Below are 16,815 nucleotides of genomic sequence, written 5' to 3' on the forward strand. Positions count from 1 at the left end.
TAACAGGCGAATATCGGATGTGTCGCCCAATATACGTTTATGTAATTATTCGTACTGCGGACAGCCGCGTCCGGCAGTCCGCGGTGCGTCGGCCCACGCTGCGGAGATTCCGACATGACCCAGAGCCCTGCCACGCCTCTGCCGTCCCCCGAGGAACGACGCAGGCTGCGCGAGGCGAAGTCACTGACCCAGGCCGAGCTCGCCGCGGCGCTCGGCGTCCCGCAGGAGACGGTCCGCGCCTGGGAGGCAGGCCGCGCGACCCCGGAGGGCCCCGCGGGCAAGGCCTACGCGAAGCTCCTGGCCTCCTCCACCGCCGCGCGGACGTCAGGGCCACGGGGCGAGCGGGTCCGGCATGCCGAGCGGGTCCGGCGGGGTGAGCGGGTCCAGCCGGGCGAGCGGGGTGAGCGGGTCCAGCCGGGCGAGCGGGGTGAGCGGGTCCAGCCAAGCGAGCCGCTGTCGGAGCCGCCGGAGGCGCTGCCGGGGCCGGGCGGGTGTGGGGCGGCGGCGTTCCGCCCCGTGGACGACGCCCACCCGGCCGACGCCTTCGACGCCCTCTGCGCCCACAGCGCCGCCGCCCTGGTCGGCCAGGCCTATCTGCTCACCGGCAGGCGCCGGCTGGCCCAGGAGTCGGTGGAGCGCGCGTTCCAGCACGCCTGGCAGCGGTGGCCGGAGGTGGCCGTGGACCGCGACCCCGCCGGCTGGGTACGGGCCGCCGTCCACGAGTACGCGATGTCCCCGTGGCACCGCTTCCGCCCCGGCCTGCGCCACCCGGACGCCCCGCCCGCCGAGCCGGCCGACCGCGCCCTCTTCCGCGTACTCATGGCTCTGCCGCCCGCCCAGCGCCGCACCCTGGTGCTCTACGACGGGGTGGGCCTCGACCTGCCGGACACCGCCGCCGAGACGGAGGCCAGCACTCCGGCCACCGCGTACCGCCTGATGCACGCGCGCGAATCGGTGGCCGAGGCCCTGCCCGATCTGGCGGCCCCCGAGGAGCTCCACCGCCGCCTCGGCGAACTGGCCACCGCCGCCGAGCTCCCGCCCCCCGAGCCCGAACACGTCCGGCTGCGCGGCGAGCACCGCACCCGCGTGTGGACCCGCGCGGCGATCGCGTTCACCGCCCTGATCATCGGGGCGACCTCCCTGACGCTGCGCACGGCCCCGACCCGTTACGAGGCCCCCGTGGCCCCCGGCAAGGCGGTCACCGGCATCCCCGCGTACATGGGCCCCGCGCCCCTGACGAACCGTTCCCGCGCCCTCCACACCCACCTCGACGCCCAGCTGTCGACGGGCCCGGGCCGCCTGACGCCGGGCCTCGGATAGCGCGCGCACCTGGGCCCCCATACGAAAGAGTGGGCCCGCGTCCCCCAGGGGAGACGCGGGCCCACTTCTGAACCGCTGGGCCAGAGGCCTTGATCAGCCGGCGAGGATCTCGCGCGCGAGCTTGGCGGTCTCGGTCGGCGTCTTGCCGACCTTGACGCCGGCGGCCTCAAGGGCCTCCTTCTTCGCGGCGGCCGTGCCGGAGGAGCCGGAGACGATGGCGCCCGCGTGACCCATCGTCTTGCCCTCGGGCGCCGTGAAGCCCGCGACGTAGCCGACGACCGGCTTCGTCACGTTGGCCTTGATGAAGTCCGCCGCGCGCTCCTCCGCGTCGCCGCCGATCTCACCGATCATGACGATCAGGTCGGTGTCGGGGTCGGCCTCGAACGCCTCCAGGGCGTCGATGTGCGTCGTGCCGATGACCGGGTCGCCACCGATGCCGACGGCCGAGGAGAAGCCGATGTCACGGAGCTCGTACATCATCTGGTACGTCAGCGTGCCGGACTTCGAGACCAGGCCGATGCGGCCCGGCTTCGTGATGTCGCCCGGGATGATGCCGGCGTTCGACTGGCCCGGGGTGATGAGACCGGGGCAGTTCGGGCCGATGATGCGGGTCTTGTTGCCCTTGGCCTTCGCGTACGCCCAGAAGGCGGCGGAGTCGTGGACGGCGATGCCCTCGGTGATGACGACCGCGAGGGGGATCTCGGCGTCGATCGCCTCGACGACGGCGGCCTTGGAGAAGGCCGGCGGCACGAAGAGGACGGAGACGTTGGCGCCCGTCTTCTCCATGGCCTCCTTGACGGTGCCGAAGACCGGGACCTCGGTGCCGTCGAAGTCGACGGAGGTGCCGGCCTTGCGCGGGTTCACGCCGCCGACGATGTTGGTGCCGTCACCCAGCATGAGCTTGGTGTGCTTCATGCCCGTGGCACCGGTCATGCCCTGGACGATGACCTTGCTGTCCTTGTTGAGGAAGATAGCCATGGCTGTTCTGTCCCTCGTCCCTTACTTCGCGGCCGCGAGCTCGGCGGCCTTGTCGGCCGCGCCGTCCATGGTGTCCACGCGCTGCACGAGCGGGTGGTTGGCGTCGCTGAGGATCTTGCGACCCAGCTCCGCGTTGTTGCCGTCGAGGCGCACGACCAGCGGCTTCTCGACCTTCTCACCCTTGGACGCGAGCAGCTCCAGGGCCTGCACGATGCCGTTGGCGACCTCGTCGCACGCGGTGATGCCACCGAACACGTTGACGAAGACGGACTTGACGTCCGTGTCGCCGAGGATGATCTCCAGACCGTTCGCCATGACCTCGGCGGAGGCGCCGCCACCGATGTCGAGGAAGTTGGCCGGCTTCACGCCGCCGTGGTTCTCACCGGCGTACGCGACGACGTCCAGGGTCGACATGACCAGACCGGCACCGTTGCCGATGATGCCGACCTCGCCGTCGAGCTTCACGTAGTTGAGACCCTTGGCCTTGGCGGCAGCCTCGAGCGGGTTGGCTGCGTCCTTGTCCTCGAGCGCCTCGTGCTCGGGCTGACGGAAGTCGGCGTTGGCGTCCAGGGACACCTTGCCGTCGAGGGCCAGGATGCGGCCGTCCTTGGTCTTCACCAGCGGGTTGACCTCGACGAGGAGCGCGTCCTCGGCGACGAAGGTGTCCCACAGGGTCACCATGGCCTCGGCGACCTTCTCGGCCACGTCGGCCGGGAACTTCGCCTGGGCCACGATCTCGCGGGCCTTCTCGATGTCCACGCCCTCGACGGCGTTGACCGGGACCTTCGCGAGGGCCTCGGGGGTCTTCTCCGCGACCTCCTCGATGTCCATGCCGCCCTGCACCGAGGCCATGGCCAGGAAGGTGCGGTTGGTGCGGTCGAGGAGGTACGAGACGTAGTACTCCGCCTCGATCTCCGGCGACAGCTCGGCGATCATCACCTTGTGGACCGTGTGGCCCTTGATGTCCATGCCGAGGATGTCCGTCGCGCGAGCGACGGCCTCGTCCGGGTCAGCCGCCAGCTTCACGCCGCCGGCCTTGCCGCGGCCACCGACCTTCACCTGCGCCTTGACGACCGACTTGCCGCCCAGTCGCTCGGTGGCCTCGCGCGCCGCCTCAGGCGTGTCGATGACTTCACCGGCCAGCACCGGTACACCGTGCTTGGCGAAGAGGTCCCTCGCCTGGTACTCGAACAGGTCCACGCGCGTCCGTCCCTTTATCCGTGATCTCGCTGCGATCTCGCTGCTTTGGTGTCAGCTGTCTGCGTGGGCGTGCCGCGGAGGGCAACGTGACTGCGCTGTCACAAGGGAGGCGTAGGACGGAGTCCCATACGCGGCATGTCCGTCTCGCAGGTTATCGCCGTGGGACGTGCCTCCCTAAATCGCAGATCACATTTGGGCGGTGATGACGGTCACAGATCGTGCGCCGCCGGGCACCGGGGCCGCTCCGACGCCGCCCGGGCACCACCCGTTTGCTCCCGTTGCTCCGGCAATCGACCGGCGTACGAGATGTGTGTCACGCTCGCGGCCCCGCGATCACGCCGCCGCCGTGTCGGGTATGGGGAGAGGGCGCTTCTCGATCGCGGCCGCCATCACCTCCGGGAAGAGGTCGGGCGTGCAGGCGAAGGCAGGCGCGCCCAGCGCGGCGAGCGCCGCGGCGTGCTCGCGGTCGTACGCCGGCGCCCCCTCGTCGGACAGCGCGAGCAGCGTCACGAACTGCACGCCGGACGCCTTCATCGCCGCGACCCGCTTCAGCATCTCGTCCCGGATGCCGCCTTCGTAGAGGTCGCTGATGAGGACGACGACGGTCTCGGCGGGGCGGCTGATCTGCGACTGGCAGTAGGCGAGGGCGCGGTTGATGTCGGTGCCGCCGCCCAGCTGCGTGCCGAACAGGACGTCCACCGGATCGTCGAGCTGCTCGGTCAGGTCGACGACGTTGGTGTCGAAGACGACGAGCCGCGTGTTGAGCGAGCGCATCGAACCCAGCACCGCCCCGAACACCGACGCGTAGACCACGGACGCCGCCATCGAACCCGACTGGTCGATGCAGAGGATGACCTCCTTCTTCACGGACTGCGACGCCCGCCCGTACCCGATGAGCCGCTCGGGCACGACCGTCCGGTACTCCGGCAGGTAGTTCTTCAGGTTCGCCGCGATCGTGCGGTTCCAGTCGATGTCGTGGTGGCGCGGCCTGCTGACGCGCGCGCTGCGGTCGAGCGCGCCGGTGAGGGTGGCGCGGGTCCGCGTCGAGAGCCGCTTCTCCAGTTCCTCGACGACCTTGCGCACGACGGCACGCGCGGTCTCCTTGGTGGTCTCCGGCATGGCCTTGTTGAGCGAGAGCAGCGTGCCCACCAGGTGGACGTCCGCCTCGACGGCCTCCAGCATCTCCGGTTCCAGGAGCAGCGCGGAGAGACCGAGCCGGTCGATGGCGTCGCGCTGCATCACCTGGACGACGGACGAGGGGAAGTACGTCCGGATGTCCCCCAGCCACCGCGCCACGGCCGGCGCGGACCCGCCGAGCCCCGCGGTCCGCTCCCGCCCCTGCCTGCGGCCCTCCTTGTCGCCCGCTCCCCCGTACAGCGCCTGGAGCGCCGCGTCCATCGCGGCGTCCCGCCCCCCGAGCTCGCACCCGGTCCCGTCGGCCCCGCCGCCGCCGAGCACCATCCGCCACCGCCGCAACCGCTCGTCCCCCACGCCGCTCACTCCGGTCCCTTCCGCCGAGCTCACTCCGGCCCCTTCCGCCGAGCTGACTCCTCCGCTCCCTTCCGCCGGGTTCACTGCCCCCTCCGCCGAGCTCGCTCCGACCACGTCCGCTGGGCTCACTCCCACCGCTTCCGCTGAGCTCACTGCCGCCTCCGCTGTGCTCACTCCGGCCGCCTCCGCTGAGTCGCCACGTCCTGCCATGCCGGTCACACCACCACGCTCCTCACCGGCTACCGCCGGGTCTCCTTCTGCCTGCCGGTCCTTGCTGCCGGTTTCACCGCTGGTGCCGCTTTCACCGCTGGTGCCGCTTTCACCGCTGGTGCCGCTTCTCGTCTCACCGCTCGCCTACCGCTGTGGGTGGGTCGGTGCTCGGGTTGGCGTGCGGAAGGCTGCCGGTGCCGCGCCAGTTGCCGTCGGCGCCTCGCCGCTCCGGCCGGCGGACTGCTGGCGCCGGACCGCCTGGGCGACGCGTTCGGCCCTCTGCCGGTGCCGCGCCGGCCGCCGCCGCGGGTGCCGCACGCTCCAGCCGACCGGCCAGCCGCCGCCAGTTGCTCGCCAGCACGGCCGACCGGCCAAGCGCTGCTGGTCCTCGCCACTCTGACCCGACCCTCGACCGGCCCCAGAAGACCCAGGTGGGTGTGGGCGCCGCTCACCGACCCGGCGACGACCGGCGTCACGCGGGTCACATCGCCGCCCCCGCCAGATCGGCATCCGCCCCCGCCAGGTGGGTGCCCGCCTCCACCGGGCCCGCGCTCGCCCCCGTCAGGCCCAGCAGCAACCGCACCGTCGGCACCACGGCGTCCGCGCGCTCCGCGTCCAGGTCCCCGGCGAAGCCGGGTATACCGAGGCCGGTCACCGGGGGACCGGCCGTGGCGGGGCCTCGGCGGACCAGCTCGCCGAGGGTCCGCCGCACCCCCTGCTCGTACGCCGAGAACGTGCGCCGCAGCAGCGGCAGTACGTCGACGAAGGCGTCGTCCGACACCCCGCTCAGCCATGCGTCCACCAGGCCCAGCAGCCTCTGGTCGTGGACGAGGAGCATGCCGCCCCCGGAGCCGCCGCCGACGAAGCCCTCGATCCAAGCCGCCCCTTCGGCCGGTTCGCTGCCCCGTGACAGCGCCAGGCCCATGAGGCGAGCGGCCTCCTCGTCCGCCAGTTCCCCGCTGTCCAGCAGCAGCCGCACGCTTCGCCCCCGGACGACCCCGGCCACGGCGTCCCGCTGCGCCAGCAGCCGCAGCACGGACCACCACCGGCTGCGGACGTCCGGCACGCCCCCGGGCCCGGCCCCCGGCACGGCGCCCCCGGAACTTCCGGCACCCCCCGCCCCGAACTCCCCGAGCAGCCCCACCGCCTGATGCACGGCGTCGACATGGCCCCGCATCTCCAGCGCCGCGTCCGTGCCGAGCCCCGCGCACGCACCCGGCAGCCCCACGAAGACCCGCTCGGCCAGACCGAGGGCCACCTCCCCGAGCGCCGCCGTGTCCGTGCCCCGCACGTCCCCGTACCGCAGTGACCGCACCAGCGCGGGCAGCGCCTGCGCGAGGTGCCCGACGTCCGCGTCCAGCGCCGCGCGGTCGCCGAGGACCCTCATCACCACCGGCAGCGCGTCAGGCAGCTCCGCCAACAGGCACCGCTCGGCCAGTCCCGTGACGTCGGCCAGCGCCACCGTCCCGACCGCGTCGGCAGAGGCCTTGCTGGTGGCCGCGCCCAGCACCGTCGTGCCCCAAACGCCCGCCTCCGCGACCCGGACCGACAGCTCCGGCTCCCACCGCAGCCGCCAGGTCTCCCGGAATGTCCCCGTGCTCCCGCGAGAACGTGCCGGCTCCCCCCAGCCGACCCCGAGGAGCCGCAACCGGTGCAGCAGTGTGCTGCGCGCCGCGTCTGTCTCCTTGCGCAGGTCCAGCTCCAGCTCCCGGTCGAGCGCCTCCGGCTTGAGCCGCAGTCTGCGCTGCGACCGCGTGAGGTCACGCTGCAACGGCACCGCGGGCGCCGACTCGGGCACCTCGCCCAGGACATCGCCGACGACCAGCTTGTCGTGCACCAGGGCGAGCGGCACGTCCGAGCCCTCGCACATCACCGCCCGCACGGCGTCGGTCGTCTCGGTGAGTCCGGCCAGCGGCCTCCCCCGCATCGCGGCGAGCGTGTCGGCGAGCCGGACCGCCTCGATGACGTGCGCGGACGAGACGAGCCTGTCCTCGTCGCGCAGCAGCCCCGCGACCTTGGTCATCCAGCGCTCGACGGGCCGGTCCGGGGCGCTGAACAGGTGGCCGTACCACCCGGGGGACGCGATTCCCGCGCCGTACCCACTGGCGCGGGAGAGCCTTCGGTGGGTCCATGGCACCCACGTCATCTCGGCCTTCACCTTGGGCAGTCCCTTGAGCAGCGCCCGGTCGGCGGCCACGGTGGCCCTCCGCCGCAGGGCGGGCACATGCCAGGCCCCGCACACCACGGCCACGCGCCCCGCCCCGAACTCCCGTACGGCAGCCCGCGTCTGGAGCCGCATATACGCCTCGCGGACGAGGTCACGGTCGTGCCCGCCGTCCCCGTAGGTCTCGCGCAGGGCCTCCATGGCATCACCCAGCGCCTCGAACGGCGCCAACACGTCGCCCCCCGTCGCGCGGTGCTCGACCACGTCCTCCCACCACCGCTCGGGGTCGTCGTACCCGGCGGTCTCGGCGAGCACGGCCAGCGGATCGACGCGCACCGCCTCCTCCCCCGCAGGGGTTTCACCGCTCTCCTCGGACCCGGTCGGCTCGTCCGTCCGCGCCAGCGAGTGCGCGGCCGGCAGGTCGATGAAGCGGACCGGCACGCCCCGCCCGACGGCCCACCGGATGGCCACCCACTCCGGGGAGAACTCGGCGAGCGGCCAGAACGCCGAGCGGCCCGGCTCGTCCACCACGTGCGCGAGCAGCGCGACCGGCGGCCGCATCCCCTCGTCGGCGGCGAGTCCGACCAGCGGGTCGGCCTCCGGCGGCCCCTCGACGAGCACGGCGTCCGGCAGCACCGCGTCGAGCGCGGCCCGCACGGCCCTCGCCGACCCCGGCCCGTGGTGCCGCACCCCGAGCAGCAGCGCCCCGGCCTCCGCCCCCTCCCCCGTCCTGGTCATACGCTCACCTCGCGGCAGGCGCGGTAGAAGTCCTTCCAGCCGTCGCGCTCGCGCACGACCGCCTCCAGATACTCCTGCCAGATCACCCGGTCCGCCGCCGGATCGCGGACGACGGCGCCGAGGATGCCGGCCGCGACGTCGCCGGGGCGCAGGACACCGTCCCCGAAGTGGGCGGCCAGAGCGAGGCCGTTGGTGACGACGGAGATCGCCTCGGCGGTCGACAGCGTGCCGCTGGGCGACTTCACCTTCGTACGCCCGTCGGCCGTCACGCCGTCGCGCAGCTCGCGGAAGACGGTGACGACACGCCGTATCTCGTCGATGCCCTCGGGGCCCGTGGGCAGGTCGAGCGAGCGCCCGAGCTGGTCGACACGGCGCGAGACGATGTCGACCTCGGCGTCGGCACTGGCCGGCAGCGGCAGGACGACCGTGTTGAAGCGGCGGCGCAGGGCGCTCGACAGGTCGTTGACCCCGCGGTCGCGGTCGTTGGCCGTGGCGATGAGGTTGAACCCCCGTACCGCCTGGACCTCTTCGCCCAGCTCCGGGATGGGCAGGGTCTTCTCGGACAGGATCGTGATCAGCGTGTCCTGCACATCGGCCGGGATGCGGGTCAGCTCCTCGACGCGTGCCGTCATGCCGTCGGACATGGCACGCATGACGGGGCTGGGCACGAGCGCGTCGCGGCTGGGGCCGTGGGCGAGGAGCTGCGCGTAGTTCCACCCGTACCGGATGGCTTCCTCCGGTGTGCCCGCCGTGCCCTGCACGAGCAGCGTCGAGTCACCGCTGACCGCCGCTGCCAGGTGCTCCGACACCCAGGTCTTGGCGGTGCCGGGCACGCCGAGCAGGAGCAGGGCGCGGTCGGTCGCGAGCGTGGTGACGGCGACCTCGACGATGCGGCGGGGGCCCACGTACTTCGGCGTGATCACCGTGCCGTCGGGCAGCGTGCCGCCGAGCAGATACGTCGCGACGGCCCACGGCGACAGCTTCCACCGCTGCGGGCGCGGCCGGTCGTCCTGCGCGGCCAGCGCAGCCAGTTCGGCGGCGAACGCGTGCTCGGCGTGGGGCCGCAGGGCCTCGGCCCGATTCGCGGTCGCGGACGTCGTCGAGTCGACGGATACGGACATGGAGCGATCCCCCTCCAGCTCGTCCGGGCTCGTGTGGCCCGGATGTGGTTCCACCGTGCACCACGCCACTGACAATCGACCCTTGCACGCCTCTGACCTGCTGGAACGTACACGGCAAGGTCGATTGTCAGTGGTGGGCCCTACCTTCGAGACATGACTCAGCAGGGGGTGCGCTGGACGGCGGATCAGGTGCTGGCACTGGCGCCTGACGCCCCGTCACGCAAGGCGGGGAGCAAACTCGGTGTGGCCGGCCCGTGGTCGGAGGCGGGCAGTTCGAGCGAGGGGACGGTGTGGGGGCTGTGCAAGGGCAGTGGCAGCAAGCCGTATCAGACGATCGTGGACATCGCGGACTCGGCGGGTCCGGCGTACAAGTGCAGTTGTCCGAGCCGGAAGTTCCCGTGCAAGCACGCGCTGGGGCTGTTGCTGCTCTGGGCCGGCGCGGACGGCACCGTGCCGGACGGCGAGCCGCCGGCCTGGGCCGGGGAGTGGCTGGCCGGCCGCCGCAAGAGAGCTGAGGACAAGCGGAGTCCGTCCCTGTCCACCGCGGCTCCGGCCGACCCCGAGGCCGCGCGCAGGAGAGCGGAGAAGCGGGCCGAGCGGATCACCGCGGGGGTGACGGAGCTGGAGCAGCGCCTCGGTGACCTGCTGCGCGGGGGCACGGCCGCGGCGGAGCAGGCGGGGTACGGCATGTGGGAGGAGACCGCGGCCCGCATGGTCGACGCCCAGGCGCCCGGCCTCGCGGCGCGAGTAAGGGAGTTGGGGGCCATCCCGGCCTCGGGGCCCGGCTGGCCCGTGCGCCTGCTGGAGGAGTGCGCGCTGCTCCATCTCCTCGTCCGAGGCTGGCTGCACCGCGACGGGCTCCCGGACGGCCTCGCCGCCACGGTCAGATCCCGCGTCGGGCTGCCCGCACAGCCCGAGGGACCACCGCTGCGGGACGACTGGCTGGTCCTCGCGCAGTACGACACATGGGACGGCAAGCTCACCACGCGCCGCATATGGCTGTACGGGACGGAATCCGGCCGCATGGCGCTCCTGCTCTCCTACGGGGCGGCGGGCCGAGCCCCCGCTCTCTCGCTGCCCGTGGGTCTGCTGCTCGACGCCGAGCTGACCGGGTACGCGGGGGCGCGGCAGCTCCGGGCGGAGCTGGGCGAACAGTTCACGGCCCCGGCCCCCACCGCTCGGCGGCCACCGGGCGTGCGCACGGACGAGGCCGCCGCCCGGTACGGCGAGGCGCTTCGCGACGACCCCTGGCTGGAGACGTGCCCGGTCACGCTCTCCGCGGTGATACCGGCCCGGGCCGGCGAAGCGTGGCAGCTGGCGGACGCCGACGGCGCCTCGGCGCTGCCCGTGGCACCGGGAGCGGCGGGAGCCGGCCTCTGGCGCATGGTCGCCCTGTCCGGCGGCGCCCCGCTGACGGTGTTCGGCGAGTGCGGCCACCGGGGCTTCACCCCCTTGGCCGCTTGGCCGCGGGGTGCGGGAGAGGCGGTGCCGCTGTGCTGACAGGCGTACGCGAGGCGGGGCAGGCACCACGGCGGACGCCCCTGGAGGGACGGACAACGCAGGAGCAGCGGACGTCCCAGAAGCAACGGACATCCCAAAAGGCGCGGACCTTCCAGGAGGAGCACATGCCCGGCACACCTTCGCAGGACGAGAACCCGTCCGCCGGCACCTCGCCCGCCGGTACCTCGCGAGGCGGTACCTCGGGAGGCGCGGGCTCGCGGGGCGTGGCTCAGCGAGGCGGGGCTCAGCGGACCGAGGAGCCGCAGCCCGGGACACCGGGGGGCGAGCTCTCTCGGGCCGGAACCCCGCAGGCCAGGGCCCCCCAGGCGGCCTGGGACGAGCTGGTCACGACGGCCCTGCTCGGCACCGACCGCCGCGCGCTGCCCGACGCTCTCCTCGGGTCCGGCAAGGAGGCGCCGGTCGCCCTTCTCGACGCGGCGGCGGAGCAGACCGTGCGCCGCAGGGCAGGACTGCGCCCGGCGGCGGCCGTCGCCCTGCCCGAGCCCGCCGCCGGCGACCCCAGACCACCAGTGCCTCCCGCGGCCAGGCGCAGACTGGCGACACTGCTCACCGACCAGCCGGGCACGGGCGGCGGCGGCCGGCGGGGCGCGGCGCCCGACCTGATGGAGCTGCTGCCCCAGTGGCTGGCACTGGCCAACGCCCGGGGGTACGGAGCGCCGCCGGAGCTGCTGCCCGCCCTGCTGAACGCCGCGCGTGGCCGCACGGACCTGCGTCCGCAGGCCCTCACCTTCGCGGGCCCCAGGGCCCTGTGGCTGGCCCGTCTCAATCCGGACTGGAAGTTCGCCCTGCGTTCCGCGCCCGGGGGCGGCATGGCCCTGCCGCCCCCGGAGGAGACGGCGAAGGTCAGACAGCTCTGGGAGGAGGGCCTCTTCGCCGAGCGGGTCGCGCTCCTCACCGCGCTCCGCGCGCACGACGCCGAGGCCGCCCGCGAGCTGCTCGTGACGACGTGGGCGACGGAACGCGCCGAGGACCGCCTGATGTTCCTCGACTCGCTGCGGACCGGTCTGTCCGCCGCTGACGAGCCGTTCCTGGAGCAGGCCCTCACCGACCGCAGCCGCAACGTCCGCTCCACGGCCGCCGAGCTGCTCTCGGCGCTCCCCGAGTCGGCGCTGGCCGGACGGATGGCGTCCCGCGCCGCCTCGTACGTGGCGGTGGACCATGTGGCGAGCGTCCCGACCCTCATGGTCGAGGCGCCCCACGCGTGCGACGCGGGCATGGAGCGCGACGGCGTCGTCCCCAAGCCGCCCACCGGCAGGGGTGAGCGCTCCTGGTGGCTCGGGCAACTGGTGGAGGCGGCTCCGCTCACGGCCTGGCCGGCCCGGCTCGGCAACCGCACGCCCGCCGAGATCGTGGCGCTCCCGGTGGCCGACGGCTGGCGGGACGAACTGCACGCCGCCTGGTGCCGTGCCGCCGTACGCCAGCGGGACGCGGTCTGGTCGAGAGCGCTGCTCGGCGCGCCCGCGTCCCCCGACGCGGCGGGCCCCGGAGCCGTGTCGCTCGCCGAGCGGTCCAAGCTGCTCGCCGCGCTTCCGGCCGACGAGCGGTCGGAGTGGGTGGCGGGGTTCGTCGCGGCGCACGGCCTGTCCGAGGCCTTCCAGCTGCTCGCCGTCTGCGCGGTCCCCTGGACCGGACCGCTGGGCCAGGCGGTCGTGGACGCCCTGAACATCGCACGTGACGCGGGCAGCTACCCCTGGAGCTTCAGCGGCGTCATGGGCCTGGCGGAGCGCTGCCTCGATCCCTCGGAGGCCGTCCGCCTCGAAGCGCTCACCGCGATACCCGACGAACCGGAGAACGCCTCGCCCGGCGCGGGCGGCTACTGGGCGGAGGCGTTCCAACGCCTGGTCACGACATTGCGGCTGCGCGCGGCGATACGGGACGAGCTACCGCCGCCGACCTAGGCGGCGGACGCCGGAGCCACTGGGCCGGGCGGCGGACGCAGAGGCCGCCGGCCCGGGCGGCGGGCGCAGGATGCGGGGGCCAGCGGAAGCCACGGGTCCGGTCCGGCTCTGGCCCGGCCCCGGCCTTGGCTCTGGCCATGCCCCGGCCACCCAGCTCCGGCCGCACGGCTCCGGCGACACGGCCACGACCACCGGCCGAGGCCTCGCCCGGGCAAGGACCCGCCACGCCCCCGCGCCCCGGCCCGTTCCGCAGTCGGACGGCCCACCGGACCGCAGGGCCCCGGCCGGGCTCAGGCCAGGATCGGATCAGGCCGGATCAGGCCGGATCAGGCGGGGACAAGACCGGACCAGGCGGGGTCAGGCCGGATCAAGCGCGGGTCAGGCCGAATCAGGCGGGGATCAGGCCGGATCAAGCGGGGGTCAGGCTCCGGCAGGCTGCCGCACGTTGGCGCGGACCCACTCGACGATCGAGGTCGTCGTGGCGCCCGGCGTGAAGATCTCCGCAACGCCCTTCTCCTTCAGCGGCGCGATGTCCGCCTCGGGGATGATGCCGCCGCCGAACACCAGGATGTCCTCGGCCTCGCGCTCCTTCAGGAGTTCGAGCACCCGCGCGAACAGCGTGTTGTGCGCCCCGGACAGGATGGAGAGGCCGATCGCGTCGGCGTCCTCCTGGATCGCGGTGTCCACCACCTGCTCGGGCGTCTGGTGCAGCCCGGTGTAGATGACCTCCATGCCGGCGTCGCGCAGCGCTCGCGCGATCACCTTGGCCCCGCGATCGTGCCCGTCGAGCCCCGGCTTGGCGACCACCACGCGGATAGGCCCGGCTGCCACACCCATCACTGCCTCCATGTACCGAATATCCGTACCGACATCCGTCTGTCCCAGCACAGATACCCCGAGCCGCACGGCCGGGGAAGTGAACGAACGTTATCGCCAGCATCCCGCACGCGGCAGTTTCGCGGTGGACAGGGAGGGGGAAATCACACATTGGGACACGTTCGCTGCGCGCCCGTCCGCTACTCAGGGGTTCTTCGGCCACTCACCGGCGCACCCTCCGCATCCGGGCCAGGCGCGAGGGGAGCCGCGACGAGATCGCCGGGCCATCACCGGCAGGGCACGGCGGATGGCGCGGCACATCGGCGACGCAACGGGGTCACGGGGCCACCCGACGGTGGAGGTCGTCGCCGTCGTGCGCCGACTCCTTGCCCGCGACTCCCCCTAGGGCACACGGGGCGCACAGCCGCCTGCCCGTGCGCCGGTCGGGAGGTCGACGATGCCGGTCACCGGGGTCCGCCCCTTTCGCCTTCTGGGTCTTCCGCTGCCCGCGCCGCCCTTTCTGACGGCGCCGCCCCTGCTGACGGCACTGCCGGGCCTGTCCGCGCTCTCGTCCCGGATGGCCGGGGTCTCCGTGGCCCTCCTGAAGTCCACCGCTCTCGAACTGGTGATCCTCGCGGGCCATCTCCTCCTCTACCCCTCGGGCGTGGCTCAGGAACGCAGGGCGAATCCGGTGCGGCCACCGGCCGACGCGCCCCGCCTCCCGGCGCACGAGAAGCCCCCGGTCCTTCTCCTGCACGGTTTCATCGACAACCGCTCCATCTTCGTGCTGCTCCGCCGCGCCCTCGCCCAGCACGGCGGACGCCGCGTGGAGTCACTCAACTACTCGCCGCTGACCTGCGACATCCCCACCGCCGCCGCACTGCTGGGCCGCCATGTCGAGGAGATCTGCGAGCGCACGGGCCGGTCCCGCATCGACGTCGTCGGGCACAGCCTCGGCGGGCTGATCGCGCGTTACTACGTCCAGCGCCTCGGGGGCGACGCGCGTATACGCACCCTGGTCACGCTCGGGACACCGCACGGGGGCACCCGTGTCGCGCCCCTGGCCGACGCGCACCCCATCGTCCGGCAGATGCGGCCCGGCTCCACCGTGATCGAGGAGCTGAAGGAACCGGCGCCGGACTGCCGTACGCAGTTCGTGAGTTTCTGGAGCGACCTCGACCAGATCATGGCCCCGCTGGAGACGGCGTGCGTGGACCACCCGGACCTCGTCGCGCAGAACGTCCGCGTGACCGGGATCGGCCATCTCGCGCTGCCCGTCCACCCGGCCGTCGCGAACGGCATACGACAGGCCCTGGATCTGGCCGATCCGGGAGCGGACGCCACGGAGGCGCCGACCGGCCTCACGGTCGCGTGAAGCGGAAGCTCGCAATCCACCCAGGACACGCCCGAACCGTCAAGGCGCTTGAAGCGGGATCCGACCATCAACTACCGGACATCCGGCGCAAAATGCTTACCTCCGCAGTCATGGAGACGACGCAAAACATCGAACGCCTCTCGAACGCAAAGCCAAAGCTGTGCCCGCAGTCCGCCGAAAGGCGGCCGAATGCCCGTTTCCTGAGAGCATGAAACCTGCCGAAGATTGTCGCGCCCGTATACCGCCGGGTACAGTCGCCGCACTGCTCCGCCCTTGCTGCCGAGGCGAAAGAGAAGTTGGTGAACGACCGTCACCCGTCGGGGAGCTCGACTCCCCAGCCCTCGGCACCCGACGCCGAGTACGCCCACTACGCGGCGTACGAAGCGCACAGTGCCCAACACGGTGGCCATGGCTACGACGCCTACTCCACCGGCGGTTTCGACACCGGCGCTCTCGACACCGGCACCTTCGCGGTGGACCCGCTCTTCGGCGACATGCCCGGTGGTGAGTACGACACCGGTCAGTGGGCGACCAGCACGGGCCCCCAGCCGACCATCGGCTACGACCCGTACGCCGCGCAGCACCACACCGCGCCGTACGACACCGGCAGCTTCGACACCACCTCCGCGTGGGCGACCGGCGGCCATCAGCACCTCGGCGACGCGCAGCACCTCGCGAACATCCCGTCGCAGCCGACCCACGACGGCACCGGCCAGTGGGACACCACCGCCTGGAACCAGGCGCCGCAGACGGGTCAGTGGGAGACGCAGGCCTTCGACTCGGGCGCGTATGACGCCACGGCGTGGAACTCCGCCGGCGACGCGCACCACCCGCACCCCGAGCACCCTGAGCACTCCGAGCACCCCTCGGATCTCGCACACCCCGCGGACCTCACGGGCCATGCGGGCCACTCGGACCATGCAGACCACGCAGACCACGCAGACCACGCAGACCACGCAGACGACGTGGACCTCGCGGACGAGCAGCCGTACGAGCTCACCGATCCCTACGAGATCTCCGCCGACGCCTCCTACGAGGCCGACGCTCTCCACGACACCGCCGAGCACGAGCCGGTCACGGTGAGCCCGAGTCCCGCGCCGCGCGCCTCCCGCGCCAAGAACGGCGGCTCCGGCCAGGGCCGTTCGCGGGCCCGTCGCCGTACGCCGACGAAGCGTTCCGCCCTGTTCACCGTCGCCGTGCCCTCCGCCTGCGTGATGGGGGTCGCCGGTGTGGCCGCGGCCTCGGTGGGCGACTTCGGCGGGGACGACAAGAAGGAGACGACGGCCTCCGCCGCGGACGAGGCCGCGCCCGTGAAGCCGTCGACCGCCAACAACAAGCTGGACACCCAGCTCGCGAACCTCTCCGCGGACGCCGGCGACTTCGCCGACCGCGCGAGCCGCACGCAGGAGCGCATCGACCTCAAGGCCGAAAGGGTGGCCGCCAAGAAGCAGGCGGCGGCGGAAGCGGCACGCAAGGAACGGCTCCGCCCCAAGTTCTCCCTGCCGGTGAAGCAGCACGGACTCAGCGCCTACTACGGCCAGGCCGGCGTCAACTGGATGTCGGCGCACTCCGGCATCGACTTCCCGGTGTCCTACGGCACGGAGGTCCTGGCGGCGACCGACGGGACCGTCTCCACGAAGTGGAACAGCGCCTACGGCAACATGGCGATCGTGACGGCCAAGGACGGCACGGAGACGTGGTACTGCCACCTCTCCACGCACAAGATCTCCAGCGGCCCCGTGAAGGCGGGCGACGTCATCGCCTTCTCCGGCAACTCGGGCAACTCCACCGGCCCGCACCTGCACTTCGAGGTGCGTCCCGGCGGCGGCTCGGCGATCGACCCGCTGCCGTGGCTGCGCAGCCACGACCTCGACCCGACGTAACCCCGGCCGTCACCGCCCTCCGACACCAGACCTCCCGTACGGCCTGGTCGTCGCACCCGCCGGCGCTGCCCCTCCGTACAGTCTGATCGTCCGCCCTGCG

Annotated in this window: 11 protein-coding genes; 5 read left to right on the forward strand and 6 right to left on the reverse strand. The window is 73.0% G+C overall.

Features of this window, described 5'->3' with window-relative positions:
• Positions 1 to 114: 114 nt before the first annotated feature.
• Positions 115 to 1,320 carry a helix-turn-helix domain-containing protein gene (locus DCW30_RS29005; protein WP_076684914.1) on the forward strand — a complete coding sequence of 402 codons (1,206 nt, stop codon included), beginning with the start codon at positions 115 to 117 and terminating at the stop codon, positions 1,318 to 1,320.
• A gap of 93 nt (positions 1,321 to 1,413) precedes the next feature.
• Here the strand turns inward: DCW30_RS29005 and sucD are convergent, their stop codons facing one another.
• The 5 genes from sucD to DCW30_RS29030 form a co-directional block, all read right to left on the reverse strand.
• Positions 1,414 to 2,298, reverse strand: a complete 885-nt coding sequence (sucD, locus tag DCW30_RS29010; protein WP_062782865.1) for a succinate--CoA ligase subunit alpha — start codon at positions 2,296 to 2,298, stop codon at positions 1,414 to 1,416.
• Between the two features lie 21 nt (positions 2,299 to 2,319).
• Positions 2,320 to 3,498 carry an ADP-forming succinate--CoA ligase subunit beta gene (gene sucC / locus DCW30_RS29015; RefSeq protein ID WP_062782868.1) on the reverse strand — a complete coding sequence of 393 codons (1,179 nt, stop codon included), beginning with the start codon at positions 3,496 to 3,498 and terminating at the stop codon, positions 2,320 to 2,322.
• A gap of 333 nt (positions 3,499 to 3,831) precedes the next feature.
• Positions 3,832 to 4,959, reverse strand: coding sequence for a VWA domain-containing protein (locus DCW30_RS29020; RefSeq protein ID WP_076684915.1), 1,128 nt, complete (start codon positions 4,957 to 4,959; stop codon positions 3,832 to 3,834).
• A gap of 721 nt (positions 4,960 to 5,680) precedes the next feature.
• Entirely contained in the window at positions 5,681 to 8,101 is a 2,421-nt protein-coding gene (locus DCW30_RS29025) for a DUF5682 family protein (RefSeq protein WP_076684916.1), read from the reverse strand.
• Positions 8,098 to 9,222 (reverse strand): ATP-binding protein, encoded by a 1,125-nt coding sequence (locus DCW30_RS29030; protein WP_062782876.1) that lies wholly within the window; start codon positions 9,220 to 9,222, stop codon positions 8,098 to 8,100. The genes DCW30_RS29025 and DCW30_RS29030 overlap by 4 nt, the downstream gene beginning before the upstream one ends.
• 153 nt (positions 9,223 to 9,375) lie before the next feature.
• Here DCW30_RS29030 and DCW30_RS29035 point away from each other — a divergent pair, with 153 nt between their 5' ends.
• Positions 9,376 to 10,722 (forward strand): SWIM zinc finger family protein, encoded by a 1,347-nt coding sequence (locus tag DCW30_RS29035; RefSeq protein ID WP_076684917.1) that lies wholly within the window; start codon positions 9,376 to 9,378, stop codon positions 10,720 to 10,722.
• Positions 10,723 to 10,847: 125 nt separating this feature from the next.
• The gene (locus tag DCW30_RS29040; RefSeq protein WP_237283390.1) at positions 10,848 to 12,641 is read left to right on the forward strand and encodes a DUF5691 domain-containing protein; all 1,794 of its coding nucleotides are present in this window, start codon (positions 10,848 to 10,850) and stop codon (positions 12,639 to 12,641) included.
• A gap of 420 nt (positions 12,642 to 13,061) precedes the next feature.
• On the opposite strand, the gene DCW30_RS29045 is transcribed toward DCW30_RS29040, so the two are convergent.
• Positions 13,062 to 13,478, reverse strand: a complete 417-nt coding sequence (locus DCW30_RS29045; RefSeq protein WP_076684918.1) for a coenzyme B12-dependent isobutyryl CoA mutase small subunit — start codon at positions 13,476 to 13,478, stop codon at positions 13,062 to 13,064.
• Between the two features lie 556 nt (positions 13,479 to 14,034).
• Here DCW30_RS29045 and DCW30_RS29050 point away from each other — a divergent pair.
• The gene (locus tag DCW30_RS29050) at positions 14,035 to 14,832 is read left to right on the forward strand and encodes a lipase family alpha/beta hydrolase (RefSeq protein ID WP_237283551.1); all 798 of its coding nucleotides are present in this window, start codon (positions 14,035 to 14,037) and stop codon (positions 14,830 to 14,832) included.
• A gap of 299 nt (positions 14,833 to 15,131) precedes the next feature.
• A complete protein-coding gene (locus tag DCW30_RS29055; RefSeq protein ID WP_076684919.1) occupies positions 15,132 to 16,715 on the forward strand; it encodes a M23 family metallopeptidase in 1,584 nt (527 codons plus the stop codon).
• The last annotated feature ends 100 nt before the right edge of the window (positions 16,716 to 16,815 follow it).

This window comes from Streptomyces alfalfae (assembly GCF_004127445.1).
GTDB lineage: Bacteria > Actinomycetota > Actinomycetes > Streptomycetales > Streptomycetaceae > Streptomyces > Streptomyces alfalfae.

Excerpts from the sequence above, each read along its gene's own strand:
- DCW30_RS29035 (WP_076684917.1), top strand. The coding sequence starts at position 9,376 with ATGACTCAGCAGGGGGTGCGCTGGACGGCGGATCAGGTGCTGGCACTG.
- DCW30_RS29020 (WP_076684915.1), bottom strand. The coding sequence starts at position 4,959 with ATGGTGCTCGGCGGCGGCGGGGCCGACGGGACCGGGTGCGAGCTCGGG.
- DCW30_RS29025 (WP_076684916.1), bottom strand. The coding sequence starts at position 8,101 with ATGACCAGGACGGGGGAGGGGGCGGAGGCCGGGGCGCTGCTGCTCGGG.
- DCW30_RS29045 (WP_076684918.1), bottom strand. The coding sequence starts at position 13,478 with ATGGGTGTGGCAGCCGGGCCTATCCGCGTGGTGGTCGCCAAGCCGGGG.
- DCW30_RS29050 (WP_237283551.1), top strand. The coding sequence starts at position 14,035 with ATGGCCGGGGTCTCCGTGGCCCTCCTGAAGTCCACCGCTCTCGAACTG.
- sucD (WP_062782865.1), bottom strand. The coding sequence starts at position 2,298 with ATGGCTATCTTCCTCAACAAGGACAGCAAGGTCATCGTCCAGGGCATG.
- DCW30_RS29030 (WP_062782876.1), bottom strand. The coding sequence starts at position 9,222 with ATGTCCGTATCCGTCGACTCGACGACGTCCGCGACCGCGAATCGGGCC.
- DCW30_RS29005 (WP_076684914.1), top strand. The coding sequence starts at position 115 with ATGACCCAGAGCCCTGCCACGCCTCTGCCGTCCCCCGAGGAACGACGC.
- DCW30_RS29040 (WP_237283390.1), top strand. The coding sequence starts at position 10,848 with ATGCCCGGCACACCTTCGCAGGACGAGAACCCGTCCGCCGGCACCTCG.